Raw genomic sequence first — 23,076 nt, forward strand, 5'->3', positions numbered from 1 at the left:
ACATAAACGGGTCCTATGAACACAGTAAATACCACGAGGCAGATCGTACTGGATACGGAAACCACCGGCATGAATATGATTGGTGTGCACTATGAAGGGCATTGCATCATAGAAATCGGCGCCGTTGAGGTTATAAATCGTCGTCTGACGGGTAACAACTTCCATATTTACCTCAAGCCGGATCGGTTAGTCGATCCTGAAGCCTTTGGTGTTCACGGCATTGCCGATGAGTTCCTTGCTGATAAACCTACCTTTTCCGAGGTTGCCGACGATTTTATCTCGTATATCACTGGTGCTGAACTGATTATCCATAACGCCTCGTTTGATATTGGCTTTATGGATTATGAGTTCGGAAAACTGGCACGCGACATTCCCAGGACGGACGCTTTCTGTCAGGTTACGGACAGCCTTGCGATGGCGCGCAAAATGTTTCCGGGCAAGCGCAACAGTCTCGATGCACTCTGCTCGCGCTATGAAATTGACAACAGTAAACGTACGCTACATGGCGCACTGCTGGATGCCGAAATTCTGGCGGAAGTTTATCTGGCAATGACGGGCGGCCAGACATCGCTGACCTTTTCCATGGAAGGTGAGCGTCAGCAGCAAAGTGGTGGTGATACGATTCACCGTATTGTACGTCCGACCTCGGGATTGCGGGTGGTCACCGCCAGCACAGATGAAGTAGCGGCGCATGAATCGCGTCTGGATTTGGTTATGAAGAAGGGCGGAAGCTGCCTGTGGCGCGCTTAACTACCTGAAATTGATTAGCTAAGGTGAAAAAACACCCACTTACGCACGCAACCTCACAAAAAGCATTGACGCAGTGCAAGCCCCACCGTAGTATTCGGAGCGTTCCGTAAGGAACAGATCGCGGAGCGGTAGTTCAGTTGGTTAGAATACCTGCCTGTCACGCAGGGGGTCGCGGGTTCGAGCCCCGTCCGTTCCGCCAACATTCAGGGCCACGATGGTTGCCAGCGTGGCCCTTTATCATTCTGTACCTCTTTCGATAATATCTCTGCTTTCTCGCCTGAACCGTGGCCGTTTTTTGCTCAATGATTCTATTTGCCTTTTCGTCTGACTGGCGTCTCAGATAACATCGGCAAGAAAGAGGCCGTTCAACCCTTATTCGCAACGAAATACCGTCCCTGTCGGGGCAATGCATTTTCAGTGGACTGTCGACGCACCTCAGGGTACGTAGCGCGGATATTGCGTGCTGTCATGCCATCTTTTCTCTGAAAAAGCATCGGCAATGGTCAGGAATAATTGCCCAAAACAGACGTATTGCATGACTCCGCGACTGGCAAGCAGCAAAACGTTGCGATGAACTAATATTTCTCTGTTGCTTCACGCCACAATATAACTGCCTGATTCAGAACTGAATCAGGCATTCCGGGATACGCTTGTTGCAAACGCTCACGATGTTTCAGGGGATGATCTGGCGCGAAGGTTATCTAAACGGCGGCTTTACCGGGCATCTTTATGCCGATGTGCTACCTGCCTTAAAAGAATGGAAAGTGCAGTACATTGGTCTCTATGTCTATTCTTCAGACTCGGTTGTAGCGCAAAAATTGTTATTTAGCTACAGCGATGCGGGTGATGTTACATCTCTGTTTAGCGGATATTTTGACACCCACGTTGGTGCAAAACGGCACACAGAATCCTACCGTCACATTACCGCCGGGTGATTTGCTGTTTTTATCAGATATACACCAGGAGCTGGATGTCGCACAGGACGCAGGCTGGAATATCTTACAGTTGTTGCGTGGCGAAACGGATGCAGAAAGCCATCATCGCCAGGTCGCCGGTTTTGATCAAATCAACCTGGATCTGTTTCCTTATGAGTGCATTGACCATTTTTACCGATAATGAGCCTGACACACCGATCTGGCACAGTGTGGGTGCCACCGCGATTCGTCAGCAGCTTAATGCAAAGCAGGTGCGCTTTGAACGTTGGCAAGCTGATCGCGATTTGGGCGAAAACCCGCAGCCCGAAACGGTGATCGGTGCCTGCCAGCACGCGATTGATAAACTGGTGACGGAAAAGGGCTATCAGAGTTGGAATGTCATCAGCATGCGCGCGTACAACCCGCAGAAAGAGGCGCTGCGCGAAAAGTTTCTGTCTGAACCTACCCACGGCGAAGATGAGGTGCGTTTCTTTGTGGAAGGTGCAGGACTGTTTTGTCTGCATCTGGACGGGCATATCTATCAGGTACTGTGTGAGAAAAACGATCTGATCTCGGTCCCGGCGGACGCACCGCACTGGTTCGATATGGGATCATCTCCGCATTTTTGATAATCAGGAAGGCTGAATTGCAAACTTCACCGACAACAAGATTACGGACGCCTATCCGCGTTTGCCCTGAGCATTAAATGCGGCGGAGAGGGGATCAGAAGGGCGAGGGCGGATTAAGACAGCCTGTAAGGACATACCATACCGATCGCCTGGACTTCATCCTCGTGCTGAAAAGCAGAACGCCGGAGTTGCCGGGGACAGACCGGTGATTGCATGAAACTAACGTCAAAAGCTGCCTTCTCTGTTTTCCCGATGCCCTGGCACTGAAGGCGTTAGCCCTGGTGGGGCAGCCCAAAAATCCCGTTATTGACCGCGCTGGGCAGGACAACGCCGGTATCCAGGACCCAGCCGCTAATCAGCGCTGCGGGCGTGACGTCAAATGCCGGATTAAAAACCTGCGCTCCTTCTGGCGCCCACTGAACTTTCCCGAAACTGCCAGCCACACCCGTCACCTCGCTGGCGTCACGTTGTTCAATTGGAATAGCATTGCCAGTCGGGCAATGTGGATCGAACGTAGTACGCGGTGCGGCGACATAGAAAGGGATACCGTGGTAGTGGGCCAGCACGGCCAGACTGTAGGTGCCGATTTTGTTTGCGACATCGCCGTTGGCTGAAATGCGATCTGCGCCGACCCAAATCGCATCCACCTGCTTTTGCGCCATCAGGCTGGCTGCCATGCTGTCGCAAATCAGTCGGTAAGGGATACCGAGTTCGCCGAGTTCCCAGGCGGTCAGGCGGCCACCCTGAAGCAGCGGACGGGTTTCATCAACCCAAACCTGCGCCACATTTCCTTCCTGCCAGCCACGAGAAATAACCCCGAGCGCGGTGCCTGTACCTGCTGTTGCCAGACCACCAGTGTTGCAGTGGGTAAGTAAACGGCTGCCCGGTTTTATCAAAGCAGACCCTGCTGTCGCAATACTGTCACACAGCGCCTTATCTTCGGCCACCAGACGTAATGCTTCAACAGTCAGAGCGCTAACAAAATCGCGTTGTGCCAGCGCCTGCTTCATTCGGTCAAGATTGTTCATCAGATTAACGGCAGTAGGACGGGCCGCCCGCAGTATTTCCAGCGCATCTGCCAGAGCGGGGTGCGGCATGCCGTTTTCTGCCAGCAATGCAAGTAAGAGGCTGGAGGAAAGACCAATCAGTGGCGCACCGCGTACGCGTAACGCTTTAATGTGACCGACCAGTTCCGCAACATCTGGCGTCGCACACCAGATTTTTTTCTGAGGAAGCGCCTGTTGATCAAGGATCCATAGCTGATTGTCACGAACTTGTAAGCTGGTTGTACTTAGCGTCTGCATGAGGGTTAAATCCTGGTTGCCTTGTGCGGCTGTATTGTGCCAATATGCATTCTGGATGTATAGACGTCTGCATGGCTTATTCGCTAAAATCCTGACAGGATAACCAGCCAACGGCTTACAGGCCAGAACGTTTGAGTGAGATGGATTAATGTCGCAATATCATACCTTCACTGCACAGGATGCAGTGAAATATGCACGCCAATTTGGCGGTATTGACAACCCGGACAGTCTGGTTGACTCGCAGGAAATCGGTGATGGTAACCTGAACTTGGTATTCAAAATTTTTGACCGCGACGGCAACAGCCGGGTGATTGTCAAGCAGGCTTTGCCCTACGTTCGTTGCGTGGGAGAATCCTGGCCGTTGACGCTCGATCGTGCACGCATCGAAGCTGAAGTGCTTCAGATTCACGGGAGTTTATGCCCGGAGCATACAGTGAAAATCCTGCATTACGACCCGCAGCTGGCCGTCATAGTGATGGAAGATCTCTCCAGCCACGCCATCTGGCGCGGTGAACAGGTTAAAGGTATCGATTATCCACAGGCGGCAACGCAGCTGGGCAAATACCTCTCACAAACACTGTTTTACACCTCTGATTTTTATCAGCATCCTCATCGGAAAAAAGCCGATGTTATCCGCTTCACTAACCCGGAACTGTGCGACATTACGGAAGCGCTGTTTTTTAATGAACCTTACGAAAAACATCAGCGTAATGGCTATCCCCGTGCGCTGGAGCCGTTGATCGCCACGCTGCGTAACGATGTGGAATTGCGGCAAAAGGTTGCGACTTTGAAACACCGTTTTCTGTCCAGTACCGAGGCGTTATTGCACGGCGATGTGCACACCGGATCGATTTTCGTTTCTGAGGGGGACCTGAAGGTCATTGATGCAGAATTTGGTTTTTATGGCCCGGCAGGTTTTGATGTGGGCAGTGCGCTGGGTAACCTGTTGATCAATTACTGTGCGTTACCGGGCCTGCTGGCCCCGCGTGAGGCTGACGCCGTCCGCGAACAGCGACTGCGCGATGTTTCTGCACTATGGCAAAGTTTTGGCGGGTCTTTTCTGGCACTGGCCGAGGAAAAAACGCAGGATCGTGCGCTGGCCTGCCCCGGCTATGCGGCAGCATTTTTGACGAAAATCTGGCGTGATACCCTGGGGTTCGCAGGTACCGAAGTGATTCGTCGTACCGTGGGGATGTCACAGGTGGCAGATATAAAGAACATCACCGATGAGACGATGCGTAGTGAGTGCGTGCGTCAGGCGGTAACGCTTGGCCGAACGCTGATTCTGGCGGCGGATCATATTGTTGATGGCGATGCGCTGATTGCCCGCATCCGGCAGAATGGCTGATCCTTTCCTTCCCGGCGACATGGATTGCCGCCGGGAAGATGTGTTTCCTTTATGTCTCTGTTAAGAGTCTGTCTCAATATGACTTTATTCCAGACAATCAGACCACAGGAAAAATGCAACAGGGCCCCGTCATTTTCAGACGTCTTTTCCCGTCGGGTCAGGGGCCGGCGAAACCGGTTCATCCGGCTGTGCGTCCTCCCGACTGCCCGGCGACGGGCCCTGAAGCTCGTGGTTTTGCTGGCATCTCATTCCTCTTTACGGGGCGGGATATAAGGCTCGTCACGACGGCCCAACCGGTCTGTTTTGCCCGGGCGCTCCGTCGCCTTTGTCCGGGCAGAGTCCGGGTTTTTGCCCCGGGCATCCCGTCTGAAGAGCACCGGGTGTGTCCGCCACCAGTTTGATGTCATGCCTGTCTGCTGCTGCGACGCCCCGTGACAGAGGAAGCCCGCCGGTATCTGTCATCAGACTGGGCTTTACGCCCTGTTTCCCTGTGTCCGTGGGGTAGCGTCCTGTTTTTTGTCCCGGCAGCGGTGATGTTGTCATACCGCCATCCACCGACAACCATGAGCAGTCCGTGCCGTCCGGGTGTTCACAGGCCAGTAATCCGTTCTGCCAGAAACGCCCGAAGACACCTGCGTCTCTCCGTTCCCGGAAGCGCCGGGGCGCAGAAGCTGATGAACCTATCCCTGTGGCATTGAGTGCATTCCACTGACAGGCTGTTCTTCATCCTTAGCCAGTTCGTAGCTGCCATCGGCGTTGTTTTCCGGCGCGCTGGCATCGTCCGGGGTGCGAAGCAATTCCTCCGGCAATTACCGGAGCCACCGTCTGGGTTTTCAGATGCAGGCCATTCGCCCATACAGACGACGCCGCTGTCTGGAATGGTTCCGGCGTCTGAACCTGCTTTCGCGCTGGTCAGGGCGAAACAGAGAATTTCCTGACCGTGCGCCAGACGGGGCAGGTAGTGATCTTTCTGCTGTTTGGTTCCGTAGTGTTGCAGCAGTTCGCCGGGACCAAGGGAGTTGGGCACGCCGACGGTAATGGCCAGAATACCTGAAATCCCTGCCAGTTTTTGCAGCACGAGGCTCTGCACATAGGCGGAAAACACCAGGCCGCTGTACTCTTTTTTGATGATCATGGCGAAAAAACATGTGCTTTAAGATGAACCCATAGCCCAGGCGGCAGATCGGTCATTTCATGCGTAATTTTAAAATTGTTCGCCATCCGGCAGGCTTCGTTCACTGGCCCGTCGAGAAATGCCTGTTCCTCCGCGGTTAAATGGAGTTGCGGGTGGCGGTGTAACTTTTGCCAGTCTGGACGTCCACAGAACAGATCGCCTTCCCACCAGGTTGTTCCGGCATCAATGGCTTCCTTTTCGGTACGCGACATGGGCGGCATCACTTTTTTAAAGGTGCGTAGCGCGGGTTTGGAAAAAATGACTCTGCGCAGGGGCAGCAGGATGATAACCAGTGGAATCAGTAACCACGGTGTCCAGAGAGAAGCCATTGCCGCACTCCAGAGCAGCACAATCAGGTTACTGAACAGTAAATTTATGCGGTGATAAAACAGTGCGCCAATCAGCGCAATTGTCGTCACGCAACTGAGAACCATCATATCTTTCTCCGGGAAATGGAAAATGGTCTGACCTGTTAGCTACAGGTTTAGATGAGATGTATTTTGTTAGTAATGTGTTTACATAATTATTACAATAATGATCGCTGTCCGTATAACACGCGGGTCCAGGGACACCACCGCTGGCAGAGGGCGCTTTTCGCCTGGTCTGCAACTTGATAAACTGGCGCCGATCTCACCTTAAAGGACTCCCCTATGTATCAGGACATCATTCGTGCCGAGCTTAACGAAGCAGCAGATACGCTGAATAATTTTCTGAGTAATGACGCCAATATTCACGCAATCCAGCGTGCTGCCGTACTGCTCGCCGATTCTTTTAAAGCGGGCGGAAAAGTGCTTTCGTGTGGTAACGGTGGTTCGCATTGTGATGCCATGCATTTTGCCGAAGAGCTGACTGGGCGCTATCGCGGAAACCGTCCGGGCTATCCTGGTATTGCCATCTCTGACGTCAGCCATCTTTCGTGCGTCAGCAACGATTTCGGTTACGATCATGTCTTTTCGCGCTATCTGGATGCAGTGGGTAAGCAGGGCGATGTGCTGTTGGGAATTTCGACTTCCGGGAACTCTGCCAACGTGATTAAAGCGATCGAAGCGGCCCGGGTGCAGGGAATGAAAGTGATTACCCTGACTGGTAAAGACGGTGGAAAAATGCAGGGTATGGCCGATGTGGATATTCGCGTGCCGCACTTTGGCTATGCCGACCGCATTCAGGAAATTCATATCAAAGTGATCCATATCCTGATTCTGCTTATCGAAAAAGAGATGGCGGCATAAAGGTTCCGGCCTGGGGTTACTGTTCACTGAATGAGGTAAATCTATGTGTGAACTGCTCGGGATGAGCGCGAATGTCCCAACGGACATCTGTTTCAGCTTTACCGGGCTGGTTCAGCGGGGGGGAGGAACCGGCCCGCACAAGGACGGCTGGGGCATCACTTTTTATGAAGGAAAAGGCTGTCGCACATTTAAAGATCCCCAGCCCAGCTTTAATTCGCCCATTGCACGACTGGTGCAGGAGTACCCCATAAAATCCTGCTCGGTGGTGGCGCATATCCGCCAGGCTAATCGCGGGCAGGTTTCGCTGGAAAATACCCATCCTTTTACCCGCGAACTATGGGGGCGTAACTGGACCTATGCCCATAACGGTCAATTAAAAGGCTATCGGACCCTGGATACCGGGCCGTATCGCCCTGTTGGCGAGACGGACAGTGAGCATGCTTTTTGCTGGCTGCTGCATCAGCTGACGTCGCGCTATCCTCGAACGCCGGCTAACTGGTCCGCGGTGTTTCGCTACATTGCTGAACTGGCGATGCAGCTGTGTCAAAAGGGGGTATTCAATATGCTGCTGTCAGACGGACGCTATCTTATGGCCTTCTGTTCGACCAATTTGTTCTGGATAACCCGGCGGGCACCTTTTGGTAAGGCAACGCTGCTGGATCAGGATGTGGAAATCGATTTTCAGAAGCAGACCACGCCGGACGACGTGGTCACGGTGATTGCCACTCAGCCTCTGACCGGCAATGAAACTTGGCACAAGATTGAGCCAGGCGAATGGGCATTATTTTGTCTCGGAGAGCGCCAGCGCTGAACCATTACCACTGGCAACTTTGCCGTTAATAAGCGCGCTTTTGAGTACATAGCGGCCCGCCATGACGCTCATCATTGGTGGCTGGTGGTTCTGCACAAACTCGGCATAGCCGGGCTGTAGCTGCTGCCAGAAACTGTAATAGACTGAATTGCGATGGCGTTGCAGATTGCTGTCGGTCATGCGAAAGGGATAAATGCTCACTTCCACCTGCGGCTGACCGTTGCGTAGGGCTGCTTCGACGTAATGGTAAATATCATCAATGTTGCTGTCGGTCATGGCATAGCAGCCAATCGACACGCAGCTACCGTGGATCATCAGATATTTCCCTTCATAACCCTGCTGACGATCGTATTCATTAGGAAATCCCACATTGATGGCGCGGTAGAACCGGCTGTTTGGTTTCAGTTGGGAAAGTCCGACGCTGTAAAACCCTTCAGGACTTTTGAAATCACCCTCGTGGCGTTTTGGCCCCAGGCCTCCTGAAAAATTGCAGATGCGATAGCTGTCGAGTAGGCGATATTCGGTACCGATCTTGCCATACAGCTCAAGCACGCGTTCTTCTTTAAAAATCTGAAGATACACGGGTGCGCCAAGTAACTGTTTTTTAAATTCTTTCCTTACCGGTGCCAGTGGCGCGACCTGTGTGGCAGGAACGCTGGCAAATACAACGGTTGGCAGAAAAAACATCGCAAACAACAGTGCGATTTTGCCCATTCTGATGTCCTTGATGGTAGGTGGATGAATACAAGGTCCGCAGACGCTTTGACTATGCAATTTCGGAATGTTCCGTAAGAGCAGCGCCACATTAGCATTGTCTGTTTTTTTAGCAAGAGAGTTGGGGCAAAAAGCAAAGTGCTCTCAGCCCGCCGTCTGCCGTGCTTTGTTGGTCAACAGAAGCATTGCTAAAGTTTCTTTTTACTGTATATTTACGGGACTTCCCCGATCATGGTGGGAGACTCAGAACGCCATGTTCAGCTTCCCGTAGTGGAACATTACGCCCAGCTTGAACCGTTCTTTATTCCTGAAGCCCCGTGACTTGATCCTCAGCAACCGTATTTTACTGTTCAGAGACTCCGCATTGCCGTTCGATACCCGGTTTTTCATCGCATTCAGAATGCCGTAAAGCCGCTTTGCCACCATGCGGGCAATGCTGACCATGAGTGGTATGCCGGTGTCTTTAGCCATCGCCATCCATTCCTGCCACAACTTACGGCTATGGTCGTCATAGCGGCGGTGCCACAGATCGCGGGCAAGCTCTTTCATTACCCAGCACTGGTTCGTTTGCGGTAACACCAGCCGGGCAACTTCTAACCTCTCAGCGCGGCGCCCAAAGCGATTTTGTTTGCTGTAAAACCATAAGTAGCGTGAGCGGTGGGCGTCTTTCCTGTCTGACGACGGGATCTGTTTCATCTCAGCCTGACGGGTTTTATCAACGATGGCGCACAACATTTTTGCCACATGGAAGTGATCGAAGGCGATTTTATCCACGGCATTGGGGAGATGGATGCGTGCAGCACTGATATAGGCCGTGTTCATGTCCATAGACAGCGTTTTTATCTCTTCAAGCTGGTGATCTCTCAGGCTACGCAGATAACTGGCAAGACTTTCTACACCGCGATCGTCGGTCAGTTGCAAAGCGCGTCCCTGCCTGTCAGAGATAACGGTGACGTACTGGTGTCCTTTTTTGAACCCGACTTCATCCACGCAGAGATGACGGGCCGATAAGGGTTGTTTTATCCGGGCCAGGCCTCGTTTTACTGCGCGCATCATGATGCCGTCCACGGCATTCCAACTGAGTTTGAGCTGCTTTCTGACAGCATCCACGGTGCTAATTTTCAGCCATGAAAGAACAAAGGCTTCGAACAACAGGGTGTAGCGGCTGCCTGGCCCCGCCCACGGAACCGGCAGTGTCTGGCAACCGTGCTCGGGGCAGTCAATGCGGGGTACATCAGCTTCAACCAGCGTGGTGAATTGACAGGTATCGAGGTGACGCCATTTGCGACGCCGGTGGTCATGTATGGGGCAGGATTTACCGCATGTTGGACAGGTCAGTTGAGTGTGCCCGACAATGCCGACAATCACAGTCACTGAACCAGATTTTTCATCAAGAGAAAGGGATTTTACCTGCCACGGTGCGGACAGGTTAAGGATATGGGCATAGAGGGACTTTTCGTCCATGGCAGACTCCTCAGAAAATCAAGACTGCCATCATAATGCCCTTAGCCACCACAACAGGGGAAGACCCATATTTACCCAGTTTCCTGGAGGGCCTGTGCGTAAAATCATTCATATTGATATGGACTGCTTCTTTGCCGCGGTGGAAATGCGCGACAACCCCAGCCTGCGTGATATTCCGATTGCTATCGGCGGCAGCCATCTGAAACGTGGGGTGATCAGTACCGCTAATTATCCGGCACGAACCTTTGGTGTGTACAGCGCGATGCCCACGGCAATGGCTATCAAACTCTGCCCGCATCTGAAAGTGATCCCTGGCCGCTTTGATGCCTATAAAGAAGCCAGTCACCATATTCGTGAGATTTTTTCCCGCTACACTCACCTGATTGAGCCGCTGTCACTGGATGAGGCTTACCTGGATGTAACCAACAGTATCCACTGTTATGGCTCCGCTACGCTGATAGCGCGGGAGATTCGCCAGACTATTTTTCGTGAACTCGGTCTCAGCGCCTCGGCTGGCATTGCGCCCGTTAAATTTCTGTCCAAGATTGCCTCCGATCTCAATAAGCCGGATGGACAATTCGTGATTACCCCCGCAGACATTCCCGCGATCTTGCTGACGCTTCCTCTGGTGAAAATCCCCGGCGTGGGCAAAGTGACCGCAAAAAAACTGGAGGCGATGGGCCTGCTCACCTGTGGCGATGTGCAGAATAGCGATCTGTCCGCGTTGCTCAAGCGGTTTGGTAAGTTTGGCTGCGGACTCTGGGAGCGATGCCACGGCATTGACGAGCGTGAAGTCGTTACCGACAGGTTGCGCAAGTCGCTCGGCGTTGAACGCACGCTTTCCGAGGATATTCATCATTGGGAGCAGTGCATGACGATTATCGAGGTGCTTTACGAAGAGCTGGATCGACGTCTGGCAAAAATCAGACAGGACAGGCTGATTGCCCGACAGGGTGTAAAACTCAAATTTGATGATTTTCAGCAGACCACTCAGGAACATTTGTGGTCCGTGTTGAACAAAGACGATTTTATGGCGGTGGCGAAGCAAAGCTGGGATGAGCGTCGCGCAGGTCGCGGCGTCAGGCTGGTGGGGCTGCATGTCATGTTGGCGGACCCGCAGCTGGAGCGTCAGCTGGTGCTGGGGCTGTAACCCCTGGCCGCGATGAGCCAGCGGAACAGCTTTCTCCATCAGGCATAACACGTGGCTGAAAAGCTTAAACGCAACCACAAGCGGAAGCCCCGGTCTGTCGCAGCGTTCATCCATAGCGATGCAGACAGGGGCGCTGGAGCCAGGGAGTGTCTTTCTCCCTGTGGATCTTATTTTGCGGGTATAGCTTTCAGCAGCTCGGTCAACAGCTGCCAGTACAACCCTACGCTGACGATATGTACCTGCTCATCCGGCGAGTGCGGCCCGGTGATGGTAGGGCCAATCGACACCATATCCATTTCAGGATAGGGTTTTTTAAACAGCCCACATTCAAGCCCCGCATGAATGACCTGAATGTTTGGTGTTTTATTGAACATTTTTTTATAGGTTTCTGCCACCACCGCCATAATCGGTGAAGATGCATCCGGTTGCCATCCCGGATAGCTGCCTTTGGCAACGTTTTGTGCGCCAGCAAGTTCGCTCAGTGCCGTCAGCATTTCAACCACATAATCTTTACCGCTGTCGATGAGCGAGCGAACCAGACAATTAATTTTTGCCTCATCCGACGTCATGGATACCACGCCGACGTTCAGTGAGGTTTCAACCACGCCTTTCATTACGTCAGAATGGCGGATCACCCCGTTTGGTGTGCTGTTTAACAGGGCAATAAATTTGTCCCGACTGCTGGTGGTCAGCGCCTGTTCTTCGGCAGTTGTCTTTTCCAGCGTCAGGCAGATATTTTTTTCCTTTAAGCCCAGCTCATTTTGCAACGTCGCCTGGTAATCCACAACGTGCTGTTTCAGCTCATCCACTTTTGCCTTGTTAACAGCCAGTATGGCAACGGCTTCACGTGGGATGGCATTACGCAATGTGCCGCCGTTAAAGTCGCTCAGGCAAAGATCGAGCTGTTTTACATGGGTGAACAGAAAACGGGCGAGCAGTTTATTCGCATTCCCTAATCCGAAATGAATATCTGCCCCAGAATGCCCCCCTTTCAGCCCTTTCAGACTGAGTTTGAGTGAGACAAACTCAGGCGGAATGGCTTTCCGTTGCAGAGGCAGTCTGCTGGTGAAATCAATGCCGCCAGCGCAGCCCATGTAAATGTCACCTTCTTCTTCAGAATCGGTGTTAATCAAAATTTCAGCCTGCAACCAGTCAGGTTGCAAACCAAAAGCACCCACCATGCCGGTTTCTTCGGTCATGGTCAGCAGCACCTCAAGTGGGCCGTGTTCCACTGATTTATCGGCCAGCACGGCCAGTGCCGAAGCAAGCCCAATACCGTTGTCCGCACCCAGTGTGGTTCCGCGCGCTTTTACCCAGTCACCATCAATCCAGGGCTGAATGGGGTCAGTAGTAAAGTCATGTACGGTATCGCTATTCTTTTGCGGCACCATATCCAGATGTGCCTGAAGGGCGACTGGCTTAAGGTTTTCGTGGCCCGGTGTGGCGGGTTTACGAATCAGAATATTGCCCACTTTATCTCGGTCAGTTACCAACCCCTGCTCCGCTGCCCATGACAGAATATACTGAGCCAGTTGTTCTTCGTGGTAAGAGGGATGGGGAATTGAGCAGATTTTGGCGAAGATGTCCCACAGTGGCTGCGGTGACAATTGAGACAGTTCGGACACGTTAACTCTCCTGTATCAGCACTGTCGGGCAATGAGCGACAGTGCAGGGTGAAATGAGCCGATAAGTTGATTGATCGCCAGCGAATCTGACGCGATACGGGCAAGAATATCATCGTTTCTGGCGTAATGCTTCTCTGAGGCCGGGAAAAGCCGGGCCAGCGCTGGTTTTTACTGAATCAGATCTTTATAATCCTGCGCAACCCCACCTATCGTACAATTTTAAGCCAGTCAGTCTGGCCGGAACTTCTTTCTATGAGCGAAAAATACGTTGTTACCTGGGATATGTTGCAAATTCATGCCCGCAAACTGGCCCAGCGCCTGCTTCCTGTTGAACAATGGCGGGGAATTATCGCGGTAAGCCGGGGTGGGCTGGTACCTGCTTCTTTGCTGGCGCGTGAATTGTGCATTCGCTATGTTGATACCGTATGTATTTCCAGCTACGACCATGATAACCAACGTGAAATGAAGGTGCTGAAACGCGCAGAGGGTGATGGGGAAGGTCTTATTGTTATCGACGATCTGGTGGACACTGGGGGAACGGCGCAGGCTATCCGTGATATGTATCCCAGGGCGCGTTTCGTAACCATCTTCGCTAAACCGGCAGGCCGTCCGCTGGTGGATGATTACATAGTTGATATTCCTCAAGATACCTGGATTGAGCAGCCCTGGGATATGGGCGTGGTCTATATTCCACCGATTGTGAAAGGCTGATTGACTTGCATCATGGCAACGCCTGGTTAAGCCGGGCTTTAAGCTTTTTGCATTTCGCGCCATATGGCAGGCTAGACTAGACTACTCCGCACTCATTACGCCGGAGAAGAGCTACGTTATGACAAAAAAAACCTGAGTGAGGAGTTGTTTAAACCTCGTTTCAAGCATCCTGAAACATCATCGCTGGTTCGTCGCCTGCAACACCGTCAACCCTTAACCCTTTATTCCGTACTGGAAGGCGAAAGCCACACCGGCTGGTATCGGATGATTAACCGCGTACTTTGGGCCTGGCGCGGCCTGGCACCGTTGGAGGTGGGGGAAGTGCTGGCCCGCATAGCCGCTAACGATGGTCAGCGCACCAATGAACAGCTGCTGGATACCGTGGTGGGCTATCGCGGCGGCAACTGGATCTACGAATGGTCACAGCAGGCTGCGCGTTGGCAGAACAGGGCTTCTGAAGAACAGGATGATTTGCTTTCTGGAAACGGCTGGTTACAGGCTGCTCAATTTTTCAGTATCGCTGGCTATCCCTATCTGAAGGGGGATGAACTGGCGGAACAGGCGCAGTTAATGGCAAATCGTGCCTATGAAAAAGCGGCGTCACGGCTGCCGGGGGAATTGAAGGAACTTGAGTTTGCCATTGAGGGCGGCAGCCCGATCTATGGTTTTTTACACATGCCCGTGCGCGTCAGTGCGCCTTACCCCACGGTCCTTTTGTGTGGCAGCCTTGATTCACTACAAAGTGACCACTATCGCCTCTTTCAGCGCTACCTGGCACCGCGAGGTATCGCGTTGCTGACCATTGATATGCCCTCGATCGGTTTTTCTGCAAAATGGAAACTCACTCAGGACACCAGTTTTTTGCATCAGCAGGTGTTGCAGCAGCTTGCCACGGTTCCGTGGGTTGATCACACGCGTGTGGCGGCATTGGGCCTGCGTTTTGGTGCAAATGTTGCGGTGCGCCTCGGTTATCTGGAAGCTCACCGGCTGAAGGTCGTCGCCTGTATTGGCCCTGTTGTGCACAGTCTGTTGTCTGACCGTCAATTGCAGGACAGCGTGCCGGAAATGTATATGGATGTGCTGGCCAGCCGCCTGGGGATGGCGACGGCGGCAGATTCAGCGCTGCGGGTAGAATTAAATCGTTATTCCCTCAAAACCCAGGGGTTGCTAGGCAGGCGCAGCCCAAGGCCGATGCTCTCTGCTTACTTGCCCGACGATCCTTTCAGTCCTGAAGAAGAGTCCCACCTGATTGCCCGCTCTTCTGCCCAGAGCAAGGTGCTGATGATAAAACGATCGCCTGCATTATGCCGTTTTGACAGCACGTTACACGATATTGCTGACTGGTTAGCGAAACGATTAGGTTGATGACTGGCAAAAATTCAGGAGTTTGCTATACCCATTAGACTCAGAGGTTGGTTATTCCTCTGAAATCACGGAAAAACCAAAACTTAGTTTCGGGAGGTTACAAGATGGCGTTACCTGGTGGGCATCCTAAAAGTCGGTTTATGAAGCGCTTTGGCGCTTTGGGGCCGTACATCCGCGAAGCTAAGTGTGGGGAAAACCACTTTTTCTTCGACTGTCTTGCTGTTTGCGTCAACGTAAAGCCCGCGCCGGAGCTGCGTGAATTTTGGGGCTGGTGGATGGAGCTGGAAGCGCAGGACAATCATTTCACCTATGAATATTACTTTGGACTGTATGACAAAGAAGGAAACTGGAAGCCCTCGACCGTCAAAGGAAAGGAAAACAACGAACGTCTTGCAGAGACACTGCGTAATTTCCATGTGCGACTGAAAACCCAGCTGGAAGAGATGGAACTTAGGCTGAAACCTGCCGCAGACTTTGCCGATGAGCCGGTTCGACTGACCGCGTGAGTTGGCACTGGTTATGCCTTTCAAAATAAAAGACTGGCAAATGCCAGCCTTGATGGTTAGGAGATTGAATCGCCTCTTTTGAGATCGCCTGACCATGAAAAGTGGCACGATCTACTCCATTGCTGCTGCTGATCTGTGTGGGTTTTGATGTGAAAATGCCATCTTCGCCGTATTTTTAACCTGAAACCTGTTTTTCAGGCGCACCGATCCAGCTCAGGCATCCGCAGCCATCGTTTTTTCGCCATCTGATACAGCCTGTCAGAGAGCATTTTTGTGGCGTGATCACCCGCCACGGCGCCGGCAAAACGCAGCCGGCCTTTGCAGAGGATGCACTGGTACGGATCCGTGCCCAGGAAGCCTTTCATCAGCACCGCAAACCCGGGCCGCTTCGGTTTTTCCCGTACCGTCATCTCCAGCGCTTCGTAAACCTTCGGCAGCAGCGTGCCCCGCTTGCGGTTGGCCAGAAAGCCGGAGTAGCGCACCATCTTAAAATGCCGCGCCGGAACGTGGCTGATATAGCGCCCGATCATCTCTTCCTGGCTCAGCATCTGGCGTTTATGCTTTCCCGTGCGGTGATCGAGATAGTGGTGAACCACCGCGCCACCGGCGTAGTGTCGCAGTCGTGAAGCCGACACTGGTGGCCGTTTCAGGTAGCGTCCGAGGTATTTAACGCTGTGCCAGGCTCCCCGGGTCTTCTTCGCGAAGTGTACCTTCCAGTGCCGGCCATACTGTGCCTTCAGGTAACGCCGCCACTGCTCCCCGTCGCGGATATGTCCCAGTCCCGGCAGGGTGCCGGGACTGACCCGCTCATAGCTGCTGCGCAGCAGGCGGATAACGGCACCCCGCCAGATTTCCTCCACGGCCTTCTTTTTGAAGAAAAGGCTGCGCCAGACGCCGTGCTTTACGTCAAGTCCACCGCGGGTGACGGAAACGTGGATGTGCGGATGCTGATTCAGCTGCCGGCCGTAGGTATGCAGGGCGCAGAAGATACCGACTTCTATACCCTGCCGACGCGCCCACTTCAGCATGGCGCGGGTGGCGCAGCGGAACAGGTCGTTGAGCAGGGGCCAGTTGTTGCTGAAGAAGGGCCACAGCAGGTGGGGCATGGTAAAGGTGATGTGCTGCCATTCGCAGTCGGGCAGGACGTGCTGCTGCCCGGCTATCCACTGCTCAGTTGATTTCATGCCACATGCGCTGCAGGCCTTTGACTTGCAGCTCTGGCAGAAGAAGCGGGAGTGCGTGCAGTCCGGCGAGGCACAGCAGTAGCGGCGTACGCCCATGGCGCAGGTGCCACAGGCGAGCATGCGCTCAACGGAGAGTCGGGTCCAGTCGCTGATGTTGTCGCCGTGTTTTTCGAGGTAGCGGTTCCAGCCGTCATCGACGGTGAAGAGGAGTTTGGCGGGGCGGGGGATATGCATGGTTGCAGAGTATAAAGCGGAGCGCCGGTCATGCAAACACCCGAAGCTGCGCAGCAGGGCCGCTCACGCCAAAGGCGTGCTACGTTCATTACACACACATATTGAGGTAACGACTCAGAGCTGACAGACGATGCCCACGGCCACAACATCATCGTTGTTTAGCGCAAGCTTGTTTTTTTCGCCAGGCTGGTTGATTTTGTAATCAACGTCAGTATTCATGTTCTTGTTGAAATAGTAAGTGGTCTCCACATCGATGTATAACCAGGTAAACATCACCCACGCCTTCAATGTCTTTGCCCTTGGTCTGGCCATAGCCAGTCATCAGGTTGTTAATCTGCGTCTGACCTTTGAAGCCAATACGCACATAAGAGGTGTCGCCGTGATGAGCGTTACCATCACTAAAAATAATGAATGCCTTTAGCTTTGCTGTAGAAATCCAGTTTTTTGCCATCTTTAGCATAAATTTCAGCGGACTGTGCAGCAGCCGAAAGAGCCAGTGCTGCAATGATAATGGCCAGTAGCGCTTTTCTTCATTTTGCTATCAATTCCAAACAGGTAAATTGTTATTGTTTTTTTAAGAAAAATCTTAAAGATGTAATATATTACCGTGCGAATATTGCAGACTTATTACAATTGCGCTACCTGATAATTAACTTTTTTATAATCCCCACCAGACAGTTTTTACGCTTTTTATCCGCTGCGCCTGTTGGCTTCCGTGGACACACCTGATACAAAGACTGCTTTATCTTTATTTACGTCACGGCAGGAAATAATGAGCAGCAGCCAGACCCTGGTCGTCAAGCTGGGGACCAGCGTATTAACAGGCGGATCGCGTCGGCTTAACCGGGCACATATCGTTGAATTGGTCCGCCAGTGTGCGCAGCAGCATGCGGCTGCGCACCGCATTGTGATCGTCACATCCGGCGCTATAGCCGCAGGACGAGAGCATCTTGGCTACCCGGAATTGCCACCGACCATCGCCTCAAAGCAGCTGTTAGCTGCGGTGGGACAGAGCCGCTTAATCCAGCTGTGGGAGCAGCTGTTTTCCATTTACGGCATTCATATAGGTCAGATGCTACTGACGCGCGCCGATTTGGAAGATCGCGAGCGTTTTCTCAATGCGCGGGATACGCTAAGAGCATTGCTGGATAACCATATTGTGCCAGTAATCAATGAAAATGATGCGGTGGCGACCGCAGAAATTAAGGTTGGTGATAACGACAACCTGTCGGCGCTGGCAGCCATTCTGGCAGGTGCGGACAAACTGCTGCTGTTGACCGATCAGGCCGGTCTGTTTACCGCCGATCCTCGTAACAATCCCCAGGCAGAGCTGATTCAAAACGTTCACGGTATTGACGATGCATTGCGCGCGCTGGCAGGAGACAGCGTATCAGGGCTAGGAACGGGCGGTATGACCACCAAACTACAGGCTGCCGATGTGGCCTGCCGTGCCGGCATTGACACTATTATTGCCGCCGGAAGCCGCATCGGTGTGATTGGGGATGTGATTGCCAATGAGCCAGTGGGCACCTGTTTCCACGCGATGCAGACGCCGCTGGAAAATCGTAAGCGCTGGATTTTTGGTGCGCCGCCTGCCGGAGAAATTATCGTGGATGACGGTGCGCTTTCCGCCATTCTTGAGCGCGGCAGTTCACTTCTGCCGAAAGGGATCCGTGGAATCAGTGGAAACTTTTCCCGGGGTGAGGTGATTCGAATTCGTAGCCTTGATGGCCGTGACGTGGCGCATGGAGTATGCCGTTATAACAGCGATGCAATGCGCTTAATCGCTGGCCAGCACTCTAAGCAGATTAATGAAATTCTGGGCTATGAATACGGCCCGGTCGCGGTACATCGCGACGATATGATTGTCAGTTAAGGAGCCGGGCACATGATGCTTGAAGAAATGGGAAAAGCGGCAAAGGCGGCGGCGTATCAGCTGGCGGTACTTTCTGCTGCGCAAAAAAATCAGGTGTTGTTGACGATAGCCGATCAACTTGAAGTGCAGAGTGCGGAAATCCTAGCAGCAAATGAACGTGACCTGACCGATGCCCGTCAAAATGGCCTGAGTGAGGCACTCCTGGATCGTCTGATGCTCAACCCGGTTCGGCTAAAAGGCATTGCGGATGATGTGCGTAAGGTCTGTCAACTGTCCGACCCGGTGGGCGGCGTGATGGATGGGGGGGTGCTGGACAGTGGCCTGCGTATTGAGCGTCGCCGCGTGCCCTTGGGCGTGGTTGGCGTGATTTATGAAGCGCGCCCTAACGTTACTGTGGATGTTGCATCGCTGTGCCTGAAAACCGGTAATGCGGTCATTCTGCGCGGCGGCAAAGAGACCTGTCGCACCAACAGCGCGATGGTCAGGGTGATCCAGCATGCACTGAAACAGCATGGACTGCCTGCCGCTGCCGTTCATGCTATTGAAAGTCCTGACCGTGAGCTGGTCAACCAGCTACTTAAGCTGGACCGCTATGTGGATATGCTGATTCCACGCGGCGGGGCGGGTCTTCATAAGCTCTGCCGGGAGCAGTCGACCATCCCGGTGATCACTGGCGGTATTGGCATCTGTCACACCTTTGTTGACGTTAATGTCGATGCTGAAGCGGCGCTGAACGTGATTGTTAATGCAAAAAAACAGCGCCCGAGTGCCTGCAACTCACTGGAAACCCTGTTAGTACACGCAGCAATTGCCGATCACTTTCTTCCTGCATTCAGCCAGAGAATGCAACAGGAAGGTATCAGACTGCATGCCGATCCTCGTGCCTTTGCGCAGTTACAGCATGGCCCGGCAGAAGTCAACGCAGTCACGGATGCACAATACCGGGACGAATGGCTGTCGCTGGATCTGAACATTAAGCTGGTCGATTCACTTGATGAAGCTATCGCGCATATTCGTGAATATGGCACGCAGCATTCCGATGCCATTCTTACCTGCAGCATTCACAACTCAGAGCGTTTTGTGAACGAGGTCGATTCTTCTGCCGTTTATGTTAATGCCAGTACACGTTTTACGGATGGTGCACAGTTTGGTCTTGGTGCGGAAGTGGCGGTCAGTACCCAGAAATTACATGCGCGTGGGCCGATGGGGCTGGAGGCGCTGACCACTTACAAATGGGTGGCCTTCGGTAACGATACCGTCCGTAGTTGAGCATTTTAACCTAATGCCACAGGACGTAGCTCTGGCCCGTCAGAAAAGTAACGGCACTCCGCAGTGTCAAAAGGAACGTCCTGATGGTCTCGCTTTCTCAATTGCTGCCCTTTGCTGCGGTTGCATTGGGCATGGTACTCACGCCCGGCCCCAATATGATCTACCTGATCTCACGTTCAATTTGTCAGGGATGTAAGGCGGGATAGATCTCACTGGCAGGCATCGCCCTAGGATTTATTTTCTATATGCTTTGTGCCGCCACGGGTAATCGCCCCTGCCGCTATCGTGGCTGCGCTGCGGTAACAAACGATGGTAGTGGTCATTGCACAGCTTACCGTCAACTGCATGCTGGCGACGGTTGGAAGCGGTATCAGCCTGGCAAGAGCAGGCACGAACGTGGTTATGTTCGGCATTGGGAAATACGCCGGGAAAGAATACTCAGGCGTGATGGCTATTTGTGCCAGAACTGCAGGCGTAACGATACAGGCATGCCAGCAGCCGAGGTGGACCATATTATCCCTAAGTATCAGGGTGGGACGAATGATGACTCAAATCTTGAGGGAATCTGTAAGGCGTGCCACAGGGCAAAGACACCGAGAGAAAGACGATAACAGATGAAACTGAACCGGACGGTGGATGCTGGCGATCTTTTCAAATGGCTATCAGACTGTCCAGCCCGAACGTATTTAGTTTCTTCATATCTATACCATCGGAAAAGATGTCAGCACGAAATAAGGTTTCCCGTGCCAGTATGCAAATTTCAGGGCCACACTGGCCCTATAACAATCTTTAACGTCTCCACTCCCTGTTAATGGCTGCGATCTCGCTGTCGAAAACTGTGTACATGGAAAGGACTGTTGATGTCATCAATAATAAGATTCTGAAAATTAAAGAGAAACTGCTGCTGCGCGTGCCCTTGTCAGGCTGGCGGTACATCAATCTGACAGGCAATTATATCTGGAAAAGCAACTGGATACCGGCTTCCGCTAGATTTCGTCGTCTGAGACCAGCTAATGTCGAAAAGTCAAAAATAGCTTTAACGTACAATGACTTTCGATATCCAAACGGACTCCATAAAGCGCCACCTTCACTGCAGATGAAAAGGGCGCAGTATGCGCCCGTTGCCTATTTTTTGCTGACTATTTCAGGCAGCTGCTGCACTGACCACTTTTAATCTGCTGGAAAAAGTCATTTCCCTTATCATCCACCAGAATAAACGCCGGGAAGTCTTCCACCTCAATTTTCCAGATTGCCTCCATACCCAGCTCTGGATATTCAACGCATTCAAGACGCTTAATACTTTGCTGTGCCAGCACAGCTGCCGGGCCGCCGATACTACCAAGGTAAAAACCGCCGTGTTTATGGCAGGCGTCCGTCACCTGCTGGCTGCGGTTGCCTTTAGCCAGCATAATCATACTGCCTCCATGTGACTGAAGGAGGTTGACGTAAGAATCCATGCGTCCGGCGGTTGTCGGGCCAAGAGAACCGGAAGCGTAGCCTTCAGGGGTTTTTGCCGGTCCGGCATAGTAAATAGGGTGATCCTTCACGTACTGTGGCAGGTTTTCACCATTGTCGATGCGTTCTTTCAGTTTGGCGTGAGCGATATCACGGGCCACGATAATCGTGCCACTCAGCGACAGGCGGGTTGATACCGGGAAGTCGGAAAGCTGGGCCAGAATCTCCTTCATCGGGCGATTCAGATTGACCCTGACCGCTTCGCCTTCACCGGTCTGACGGAGATTTCCAGGAATAAATTTGCCGGGATTATCTTCCAGCTTCTCAATCCAGATACCCTCACGATTGATTTTCGCTTTAATATTGCGGTCGGCAGAGCAAGACACGCCCATTCCGACCGGGCAGGATGCGCCGTGGCGAGGCAAACGTACCACCCGAATATCATGTGCAAAATATTTGCCGCCAAACTGCGCTCCCAGTCCCAGCTTTTGTGCTTCTTTCAGTAATTCCTGCTCCAGTTGAACATCCCGAAACGCCTGGCCGTGTTCATTCCCTTCACAGGGTAAATTGTCATAATAGTGAGTGGAGGCGAGCTTAACCGTTTTCAGCGTGGCTTCCGCAGAGGTACCGCCAATAACAAAGGCAACATGGTATGGAGGGCAGGCCGCGGTACCGAGCGTGCGCATTTTATCAACCAGATAAGCCTGTAGCTTTCCGGGAGAAAGCAGCGCTTTGGTTTCCTGATACAGATAGGTTTTGTTAGCCGAACCACCGCCCTTGGCGACACAGAGAAACTTATACTCCTCACCGTCCACGCTATACAGGTCGATCTGGGCAGGCAAATTGGTGCCTGTATTCACCTCTTTGTACATATCAAGCGCGGCGTTTTGTGAATAGCGCAGATTATCCTCGATATAAGTGTTGTAAACACCTTGCGACAGCGCTGCTTCGTCACCGCCGCCTGTCCAGACACGCTGGCCTTTCTTACCCATAATGATTGCGGTGCCGGTGTCCTGACAGGTTGGCAAAATGCCTTTTGCGGCAATTTCAGAGTTACGGAGAAATTGTAGCGCGACATATTTGTCGTTTTCGCTGGCCTCCGGGTCATCCAGAATATCAGCCACCTGCTGTTGATGGCCCGGGCGCAACATAAAAGAAGCGTCGTGAAACGCCTGCTTTGCTAACAGCGTCAGCGCTTCTGGTGCCACTTTCAGCACGGGGTGCCCCTCGAATTCCGCGACTGAAACATGATCGCGCGTGAGCAGATAGTACTCAGTATCGTCGTGCGTTAGGGGAAAGGGATCTTGGTAATGAAAAGGCTTATTTGACATCGCTCGCTACTCCTAAAATGTCACCGCCGGAGG

General features: G+C 52.7%; 18 protein-coding genes, 1 tRNA gene and 7 pseudogenes. 15 read left to right on the forward strand and 11 right to left on the reverse strand.

Translation table 11 applies throughout. The annotated features are described in order from the left end of the window. Positions 1 to 15 precede the first annotated feature (15 nt). From dnaQ to LU633_RS05265, 4 genes and pseudogenes are all read left to right on the forward strand, one after another. Positions 16 to 750, forward strand: coding sequence for a DNA polymerase III subunit epsilon (gene dnaQ / locus LU633_RS05250; protein WP_016193123.1), 735 nt, complete (start codon positions 16 to 18; stop codon positions 748 to 750). Between the two features lie 122 nt (positions 751 to 872). After that, positions 873 to 949: transfer RNA gene (locus tag LU633_RS05255), tRNA-Asp, on the forward strand. Positions 950 to 1,412: 463 nt separating this feature from the next. After that, a pseudogene (gene mtnC / locus LU633_RS05260) lies at positions 1,413 to 1,866 on the forward strand (acireductone synthase); the annotation flags it as partial. Next, positions 1,838 to 2,309: pseudogene (locus LU633_RS05265) on the forward strand (1,2-dihydroxy-3-keto-5-methylthiopentene dioxygenase). The pseudogenes mtnC and LU633_RS05265, both read left to right, overlap by 29 nt. 256 nt (positions 2,310 to 2,565) lie before the next feature. On the opposite strand, the gene mtnA reads toward LU633_RS05265, so the two are convergent. Further along, the gene (gene mtnA, locus LU633_RS05270) at positions 2,566 to 3,597 is read right to left on the reverse strand and encodes an S-methyl-5-thioribose-1-phosphate isomerase (RefSeq protein ID WP_016193127.1); all 1,032 of its coding nucleotides are present in this window, start codon (positions 3,595 to 3,597) and stop codon (positions 2,566 to 2,568) included. Positions 3,598 to 3,745: 148 nt separating this feature from the next. Between mtnA and mtnK the strand changes: the two genes are divergently transcribed. Then, positions 3,746 to 4,945, forward strand: coding sequence for an S-methyl-5-thioribose kinase (mtnK, locus tag LU633_RS05275; protein WP_016193128.1), 1,200 nt, complete (start codon positions 3,746 to 3,748; stop codon positions 4,943 to 4,945). Between the two features lie 74 nt (positions 4,946 to 5,019). On the opposite strand, the pseudogene LU633_RS05280 reads toward mtnK, so the two are convergent. Together LU633_RS05280 and LU633_RS05285 are read right to left on the reverse strand one after the other, a co-directional pair. Further along, positions 5,020 to 5,668, reverse strand: a pseudogene (locus LU633_RS05280) (IS5/IS1182 family transposase); the annotation flags it as partial. 109 nt (positions 5,669 to 5,777) lie between these two features. Beyond that, positions 5,778 to 6,556: pseudogene (locus tag LU633_RS05285) on the reverse strand (acyl-CoA dehydrogenase family protein); the annotation flags it as partial. Between the two features lie 213 nt (positions 6,557 to 6,769). Between LU633_RS05285 and lpcA the strand changes: the two are divergent. After that, a complete protein-coding gene (gene lpcA, locus LU633_RS05290) occupies positions 6,770 to 7,348 on the forward strand; it encodes a D-sedoheptulose 7-phosphate isomerase (RefSeq protein ID WP_016193132.1) in 579 nt (192 codons plus the stop codon). Between the two features lie 43 nt (positions 7,349 to 7,391). After that, positions 7,392 to 8,159: a class II glutamine amidotransferase gene (locus LU633_RS05295; RefSeq protein WP_016193133.1), complete on the forward strand. Its 768-nt coding sequence runs from the start codon at positions 7,392 to 7,394 to the stop codon at positions 8,157 to 8,159. Here the strand turns inward: LU633_RS05295 and dpaA are convergent. Together dpaA and LU633_RS05305 are read right to left on the reverse strand one after the other, a co-directional pair. Further along, positions 8,130 to 8,873, reverse strand: a complete 744-nt coding sequence (dpaA, locus tag LU633_RS05300; protein WP_016193134.1) for a peptidoglycan meso-diaminopimelic acid protein amidase — start codon at positions 8,871 to 8,873, stop codon at positions 8,130 to 8,132. The genes LU633_RS05295 and dpaA overlap by 30 nt on opposite strands. 243 nt (positions 8,874 to 9,116) lie before the next feature. Further along, positions 9,117 to 10,337, reverse strand: a complete 1,221-nt coding sequence (locus tag LU633_RS05305; RefSeq protein ID WP_046371806.1) for an ISL3 family transposase — start codon at positions 10,335 to 10,337, stop codon at positions 9,117 to 9,119. Positions 10,338 to 10,431: 94 nt separating this feature from the next. On the opposite strand from LU633_RS05305, the gene dinB reads away from it, so the two are divergent. Then, positions 10,432 to 11,487 carry a DNA polymerase IV gene (gene dinB / locus LU633_RS05310; protein WP_040465929.1) on the forward strand — a complete coding sequence of 352 codons (1,056 nt, stop codon included), beginning with the start codon at positions 10,432 to 10,434 and terminating at the stop codon, positions 11,485 to 11,487. A 167-nt stretch (positions 11,488 to 11,654) separates the two neighbouring features. On the opposite strand, the gene pepD is transcribed toward dinB, so the two are convergent. Beyond that, positions 11,655 to 13,112: a beta-Ala-His dipeptidase gene (gene pepD, locus LU633_RS05315; protein WP_016193136.1), complete on the reverse strand. Its 1,458-nt coding sequence runs from the start codon at positions 13,110 to 13,112 to the stop codon at positions 11,655 to 11,657. A gap of 252 nt (positions 13,113 to 13,364) precedes the next feature. Between pepD and gpt the strand changes: the two genes are divergently transcribed. The 3 genes from gpt to crl all read left to right on the forward strand — a co-directional run bounded on the left by gpt (position 13,365) and on the right by crl (position 15,694). Next, complete coding sequence (gene gpt / locus LU633_RS05320) at positions 13,365 to 13,823, forward strand: xanthine phosphoribosyltransferase (protein WP_016193137.1); 459 nt, start codon at positions 13,365 to 13,367, stop codon at positions 13,821 to 13,823. 144 nt (positions 13,824 to 13,967) lie between these two features. Beyond that, complete coding sequence (frsA, locus tag LU633_RS05325; protein ID WP_016193138.1) at positions 13,968 to 15,188, forward strand: esterase FrsA; 1,221 nt, start codon at positions 13,968 to 13,970, stop codon at positions 15,186 to 15,188. A gap of 104 nt (positions 15,189 to 15,292) precedes the next feature. Next, complete coding sequence (gene crl / locus LU633_RS05330) at positions 15,293 to 15,694, forward strand: sigma factor-binding protein Crl (RefSeq protein ID WP_016193139.1); 402 nt, start codon at positions 15,293 to 15,295, stop codon at positions 15,692 to 15,694. Between the two features lie 194 nt (positions 15,695 to 15,888). Here crl and LU633_RS05335 read toward each other — a convergent pair whose 3' ends face one another. From LU633_RS05335 to LU633_RS26105, 3 genes and pseudogenes are all read right to left on the reverse strand, one after another. Continuing rightward, complete coding sequence (locus LU633_RS05335) at positions 15,889 to 17,112, reverse strand: IS91 family transposase (protein WP_046371938.1); 1,224 nt, start codon at positions 17,110 to 17,112, stop codon at positions 15,889 to 15,891. A 114-nt stretch (positions 17,113 to 17,226) separates the two neighbouring features. After that, positions 17,227 to 17,428, reverse strand: a pseudogene (locus tag LU633_RS26100) (porin); the annotation flags it as partial. Next, a pseudogene (locus LU633_RS26105) lies at positions 17,417 to 17,630 on the reverse strand (porin); the annotation flags it as partial. The pseudogenes LU633_RS26100 and LU633_RS26105, both read right to left, overlap by 12 nt. A gap of 254 nt (positions 17,631 to 17,884) precedes the next feature. Here LU633_RS26105 and proB point away from each other — a divergent pair. The 3 genes and pseudogenes from proB to LU633_RS05360 all read left to right on the forward strand — a co-directional run. Beyond that, a complete protein-coding gene (gene proB, locus LU633_RS05350; protein WP_016193143.1) occupies positions 17,885 to 18,988 on the forward strand; it encodes a glutamate 5-kinase in 1,104 nt (367 codons plus the stop codon). A gap of 15 nt (positions 18,989 to 19,003) precedes the next feature. Beyond that, on the forward strand, positions 19,004 to 20,257 hold the full coding sequence (gene proA / locus LU633_RS05355) for a glutamate-5-semialdehyde dehydrogenase (protein ID WP_016193144.1): 1,254 nt from the start codon (positions 19,004 to 19,006) through the stop codon (positions 20,255 to 20,257). Positions 20,258 to 20,340: 83 nt separating this feature from the next. After that, a pseudogene (locus LU633_RS05360) lies at positions 20,341 to 20,523 on the forward strand (LysE family transporter); the annotation flags it as partial. Here the strand turns inward: LU633_RS05360 and LU633_RS26110 are convergent. Beyond that, positions 20,485 to 20,769, reverse strand: coding sequence for a hypothetical protein (locus tag LU633_RS26110; RefSeq protein WP_407647051.1), 285 nt, complete (start codon positions 20,767 to 20,769; stop codon positions 20,485 to 20,487). The pseudogene LU633_RS05360 and the gene LU633_RS26110 sit on opposite strands and share 39 nt — an antisense overlap. Here LU633_RS26110 and LU633_RS26115 point away from each other — a divergent pair. Next, positions 20,746 to 20,868: an HNH endonuclease gene (locus tag LU633_RS26115; protein ID WP_407647030.1), complete on the forward strand. Its 123-nt coding sequence runs from the start codon at positions 20,746 to 20,748 to the stop codon at positions 20,866 to 20,868. The two genes, LU633_RS26110 and LU633_RS26115, sit on opposite strands and share 24 nt — an antisense overlap. Before the next feature lie 528 nt (positions 20,869 to 21,396). Here LU633_RS26115 and fumA read toward each other — a convergent pair. Continuing rightward, positions 21,397 to 23,043, reverse strand: coding sequence for a class I fumarate hydratase FumA (gene fumA / locus LU633_RS05370; RefSeq protein WP_016193147.1), 1,647 nt, complete (start codon positions 23,041 to 23,043; stop codon positions 21,397 to 21,399). Positions 23,044 to 23,076 lie beyond the last annotated feature (33 nt).

Origin of the sequence: Erwinia tracheiphila, from assembly GCF_021365465.1 — a bacterium.
GTDB classification, from domain to species: domain Bacteria; phylum Pseudomonadota; class Gammaproteobacteria; order Enterobacterales; family Enterobacteriaceae; genus Erwinia; species Erwinia tracheiphila.

Bases quoted from the DNA above. Each gene is read 5' to 3' on its own strand.
- dnaQ (WP_016193123.1), top strand. From the start codon at position 16: ATGAACACAGTAAATACCACGAGGCAGATCGTACTGGATACGGAAACC.
- mtnA (WP_016193127.1), bottom strand. From the start codon at position 3,597: ATGCAGACGCTAAGTACAACCAGCTTACAAGTTCGTGACAATCAGCTA.
- mtnK (WP_016193128.1), top strand. From the start codon at position 3,746: ATGTCGCAATATCATACCTTCACTGCACAGGATGCAGTGAAATATGCA.
- lpcA (WP_016193132.1), top strand. From the start codon at position 6,770: ATGTATCAGGACATCATTCGTGCCGAGCTTAACGAAGCAGCAGATACG.
- LU633_RS05295 (WP_016193133.1), top strand. From the start codon at position 7,392: ATGTGTGAACTGCTCGGGATGAGCGCGAATGTCCCAACGGACATCTGT.
- dpaA (WP_016193134.1), bottom strand. From the start codon at position 8,873: ATGGGCAAAATCGCACTGTTGTTTGCGATGTTTTTTCTGCCAACCGTT.
- LU633_RS05305 (WP_046371806.1), bottom strand. From the start codon at position 10,337: ATGGACGAAAAGTCCCTCTATGCCCATATCCTTAACCTGTCCGCACCG.
- gpt (WP_016193137.1), top strand. From the start codon at position 13,365: ATGAGCGAAAAATACGTTGTTACCTGGGATATGTTGCAAATTCATGCC.
- crl (WP_016193139.1), top strand. From the start codon at position 15,293: ATGGCGTTACCTGGTGGGCATCCTAAAAGTCGGTTTATGAAGCGCTTT.
- LU633_RS05335 (WP_046371938.1), bottom strand. From the start codon at position 17,112: ATGCATATCCCCCGCCCCGCCAAACTCCTCTTCACCGTCGATGACGGC.
- proB (WP_016193143.1), top strand. From the start codon at position 17,885: ATGAGCAGCAGCCAGACCCTGGTCGTCAAGCTGGGGACCAGCGTATTA.
- proA (WP_016193144.1), top strand. From the start codon at position 19,004: ATGCTTGAAGAAATGGGAAAAGCGGCAAAGGCGGCGGCGTATCAGCTG.
- LU633_RS26115 (WP_407647030.1), top strand. From the start codon at position 20,746: ATGCCAGCAGCCGAGGTGGACCATATTATCCCTAAGTATCAGGGTGGG.
- LU633_RS26110 (WP_407647051.1), bottom strand. From the start codon at position 20,769: ATGGTCCACCTCGGCTGCTGGCATGCCTGTATCGTTACGCCTGCAGTT.
- fumA (WP_016193147.1), bottom strand. From the start codon at position 23,043: ATGTCAAATAAGCCTTTTCATTACCAAGATCCCTTTCCCCTAACGCAC.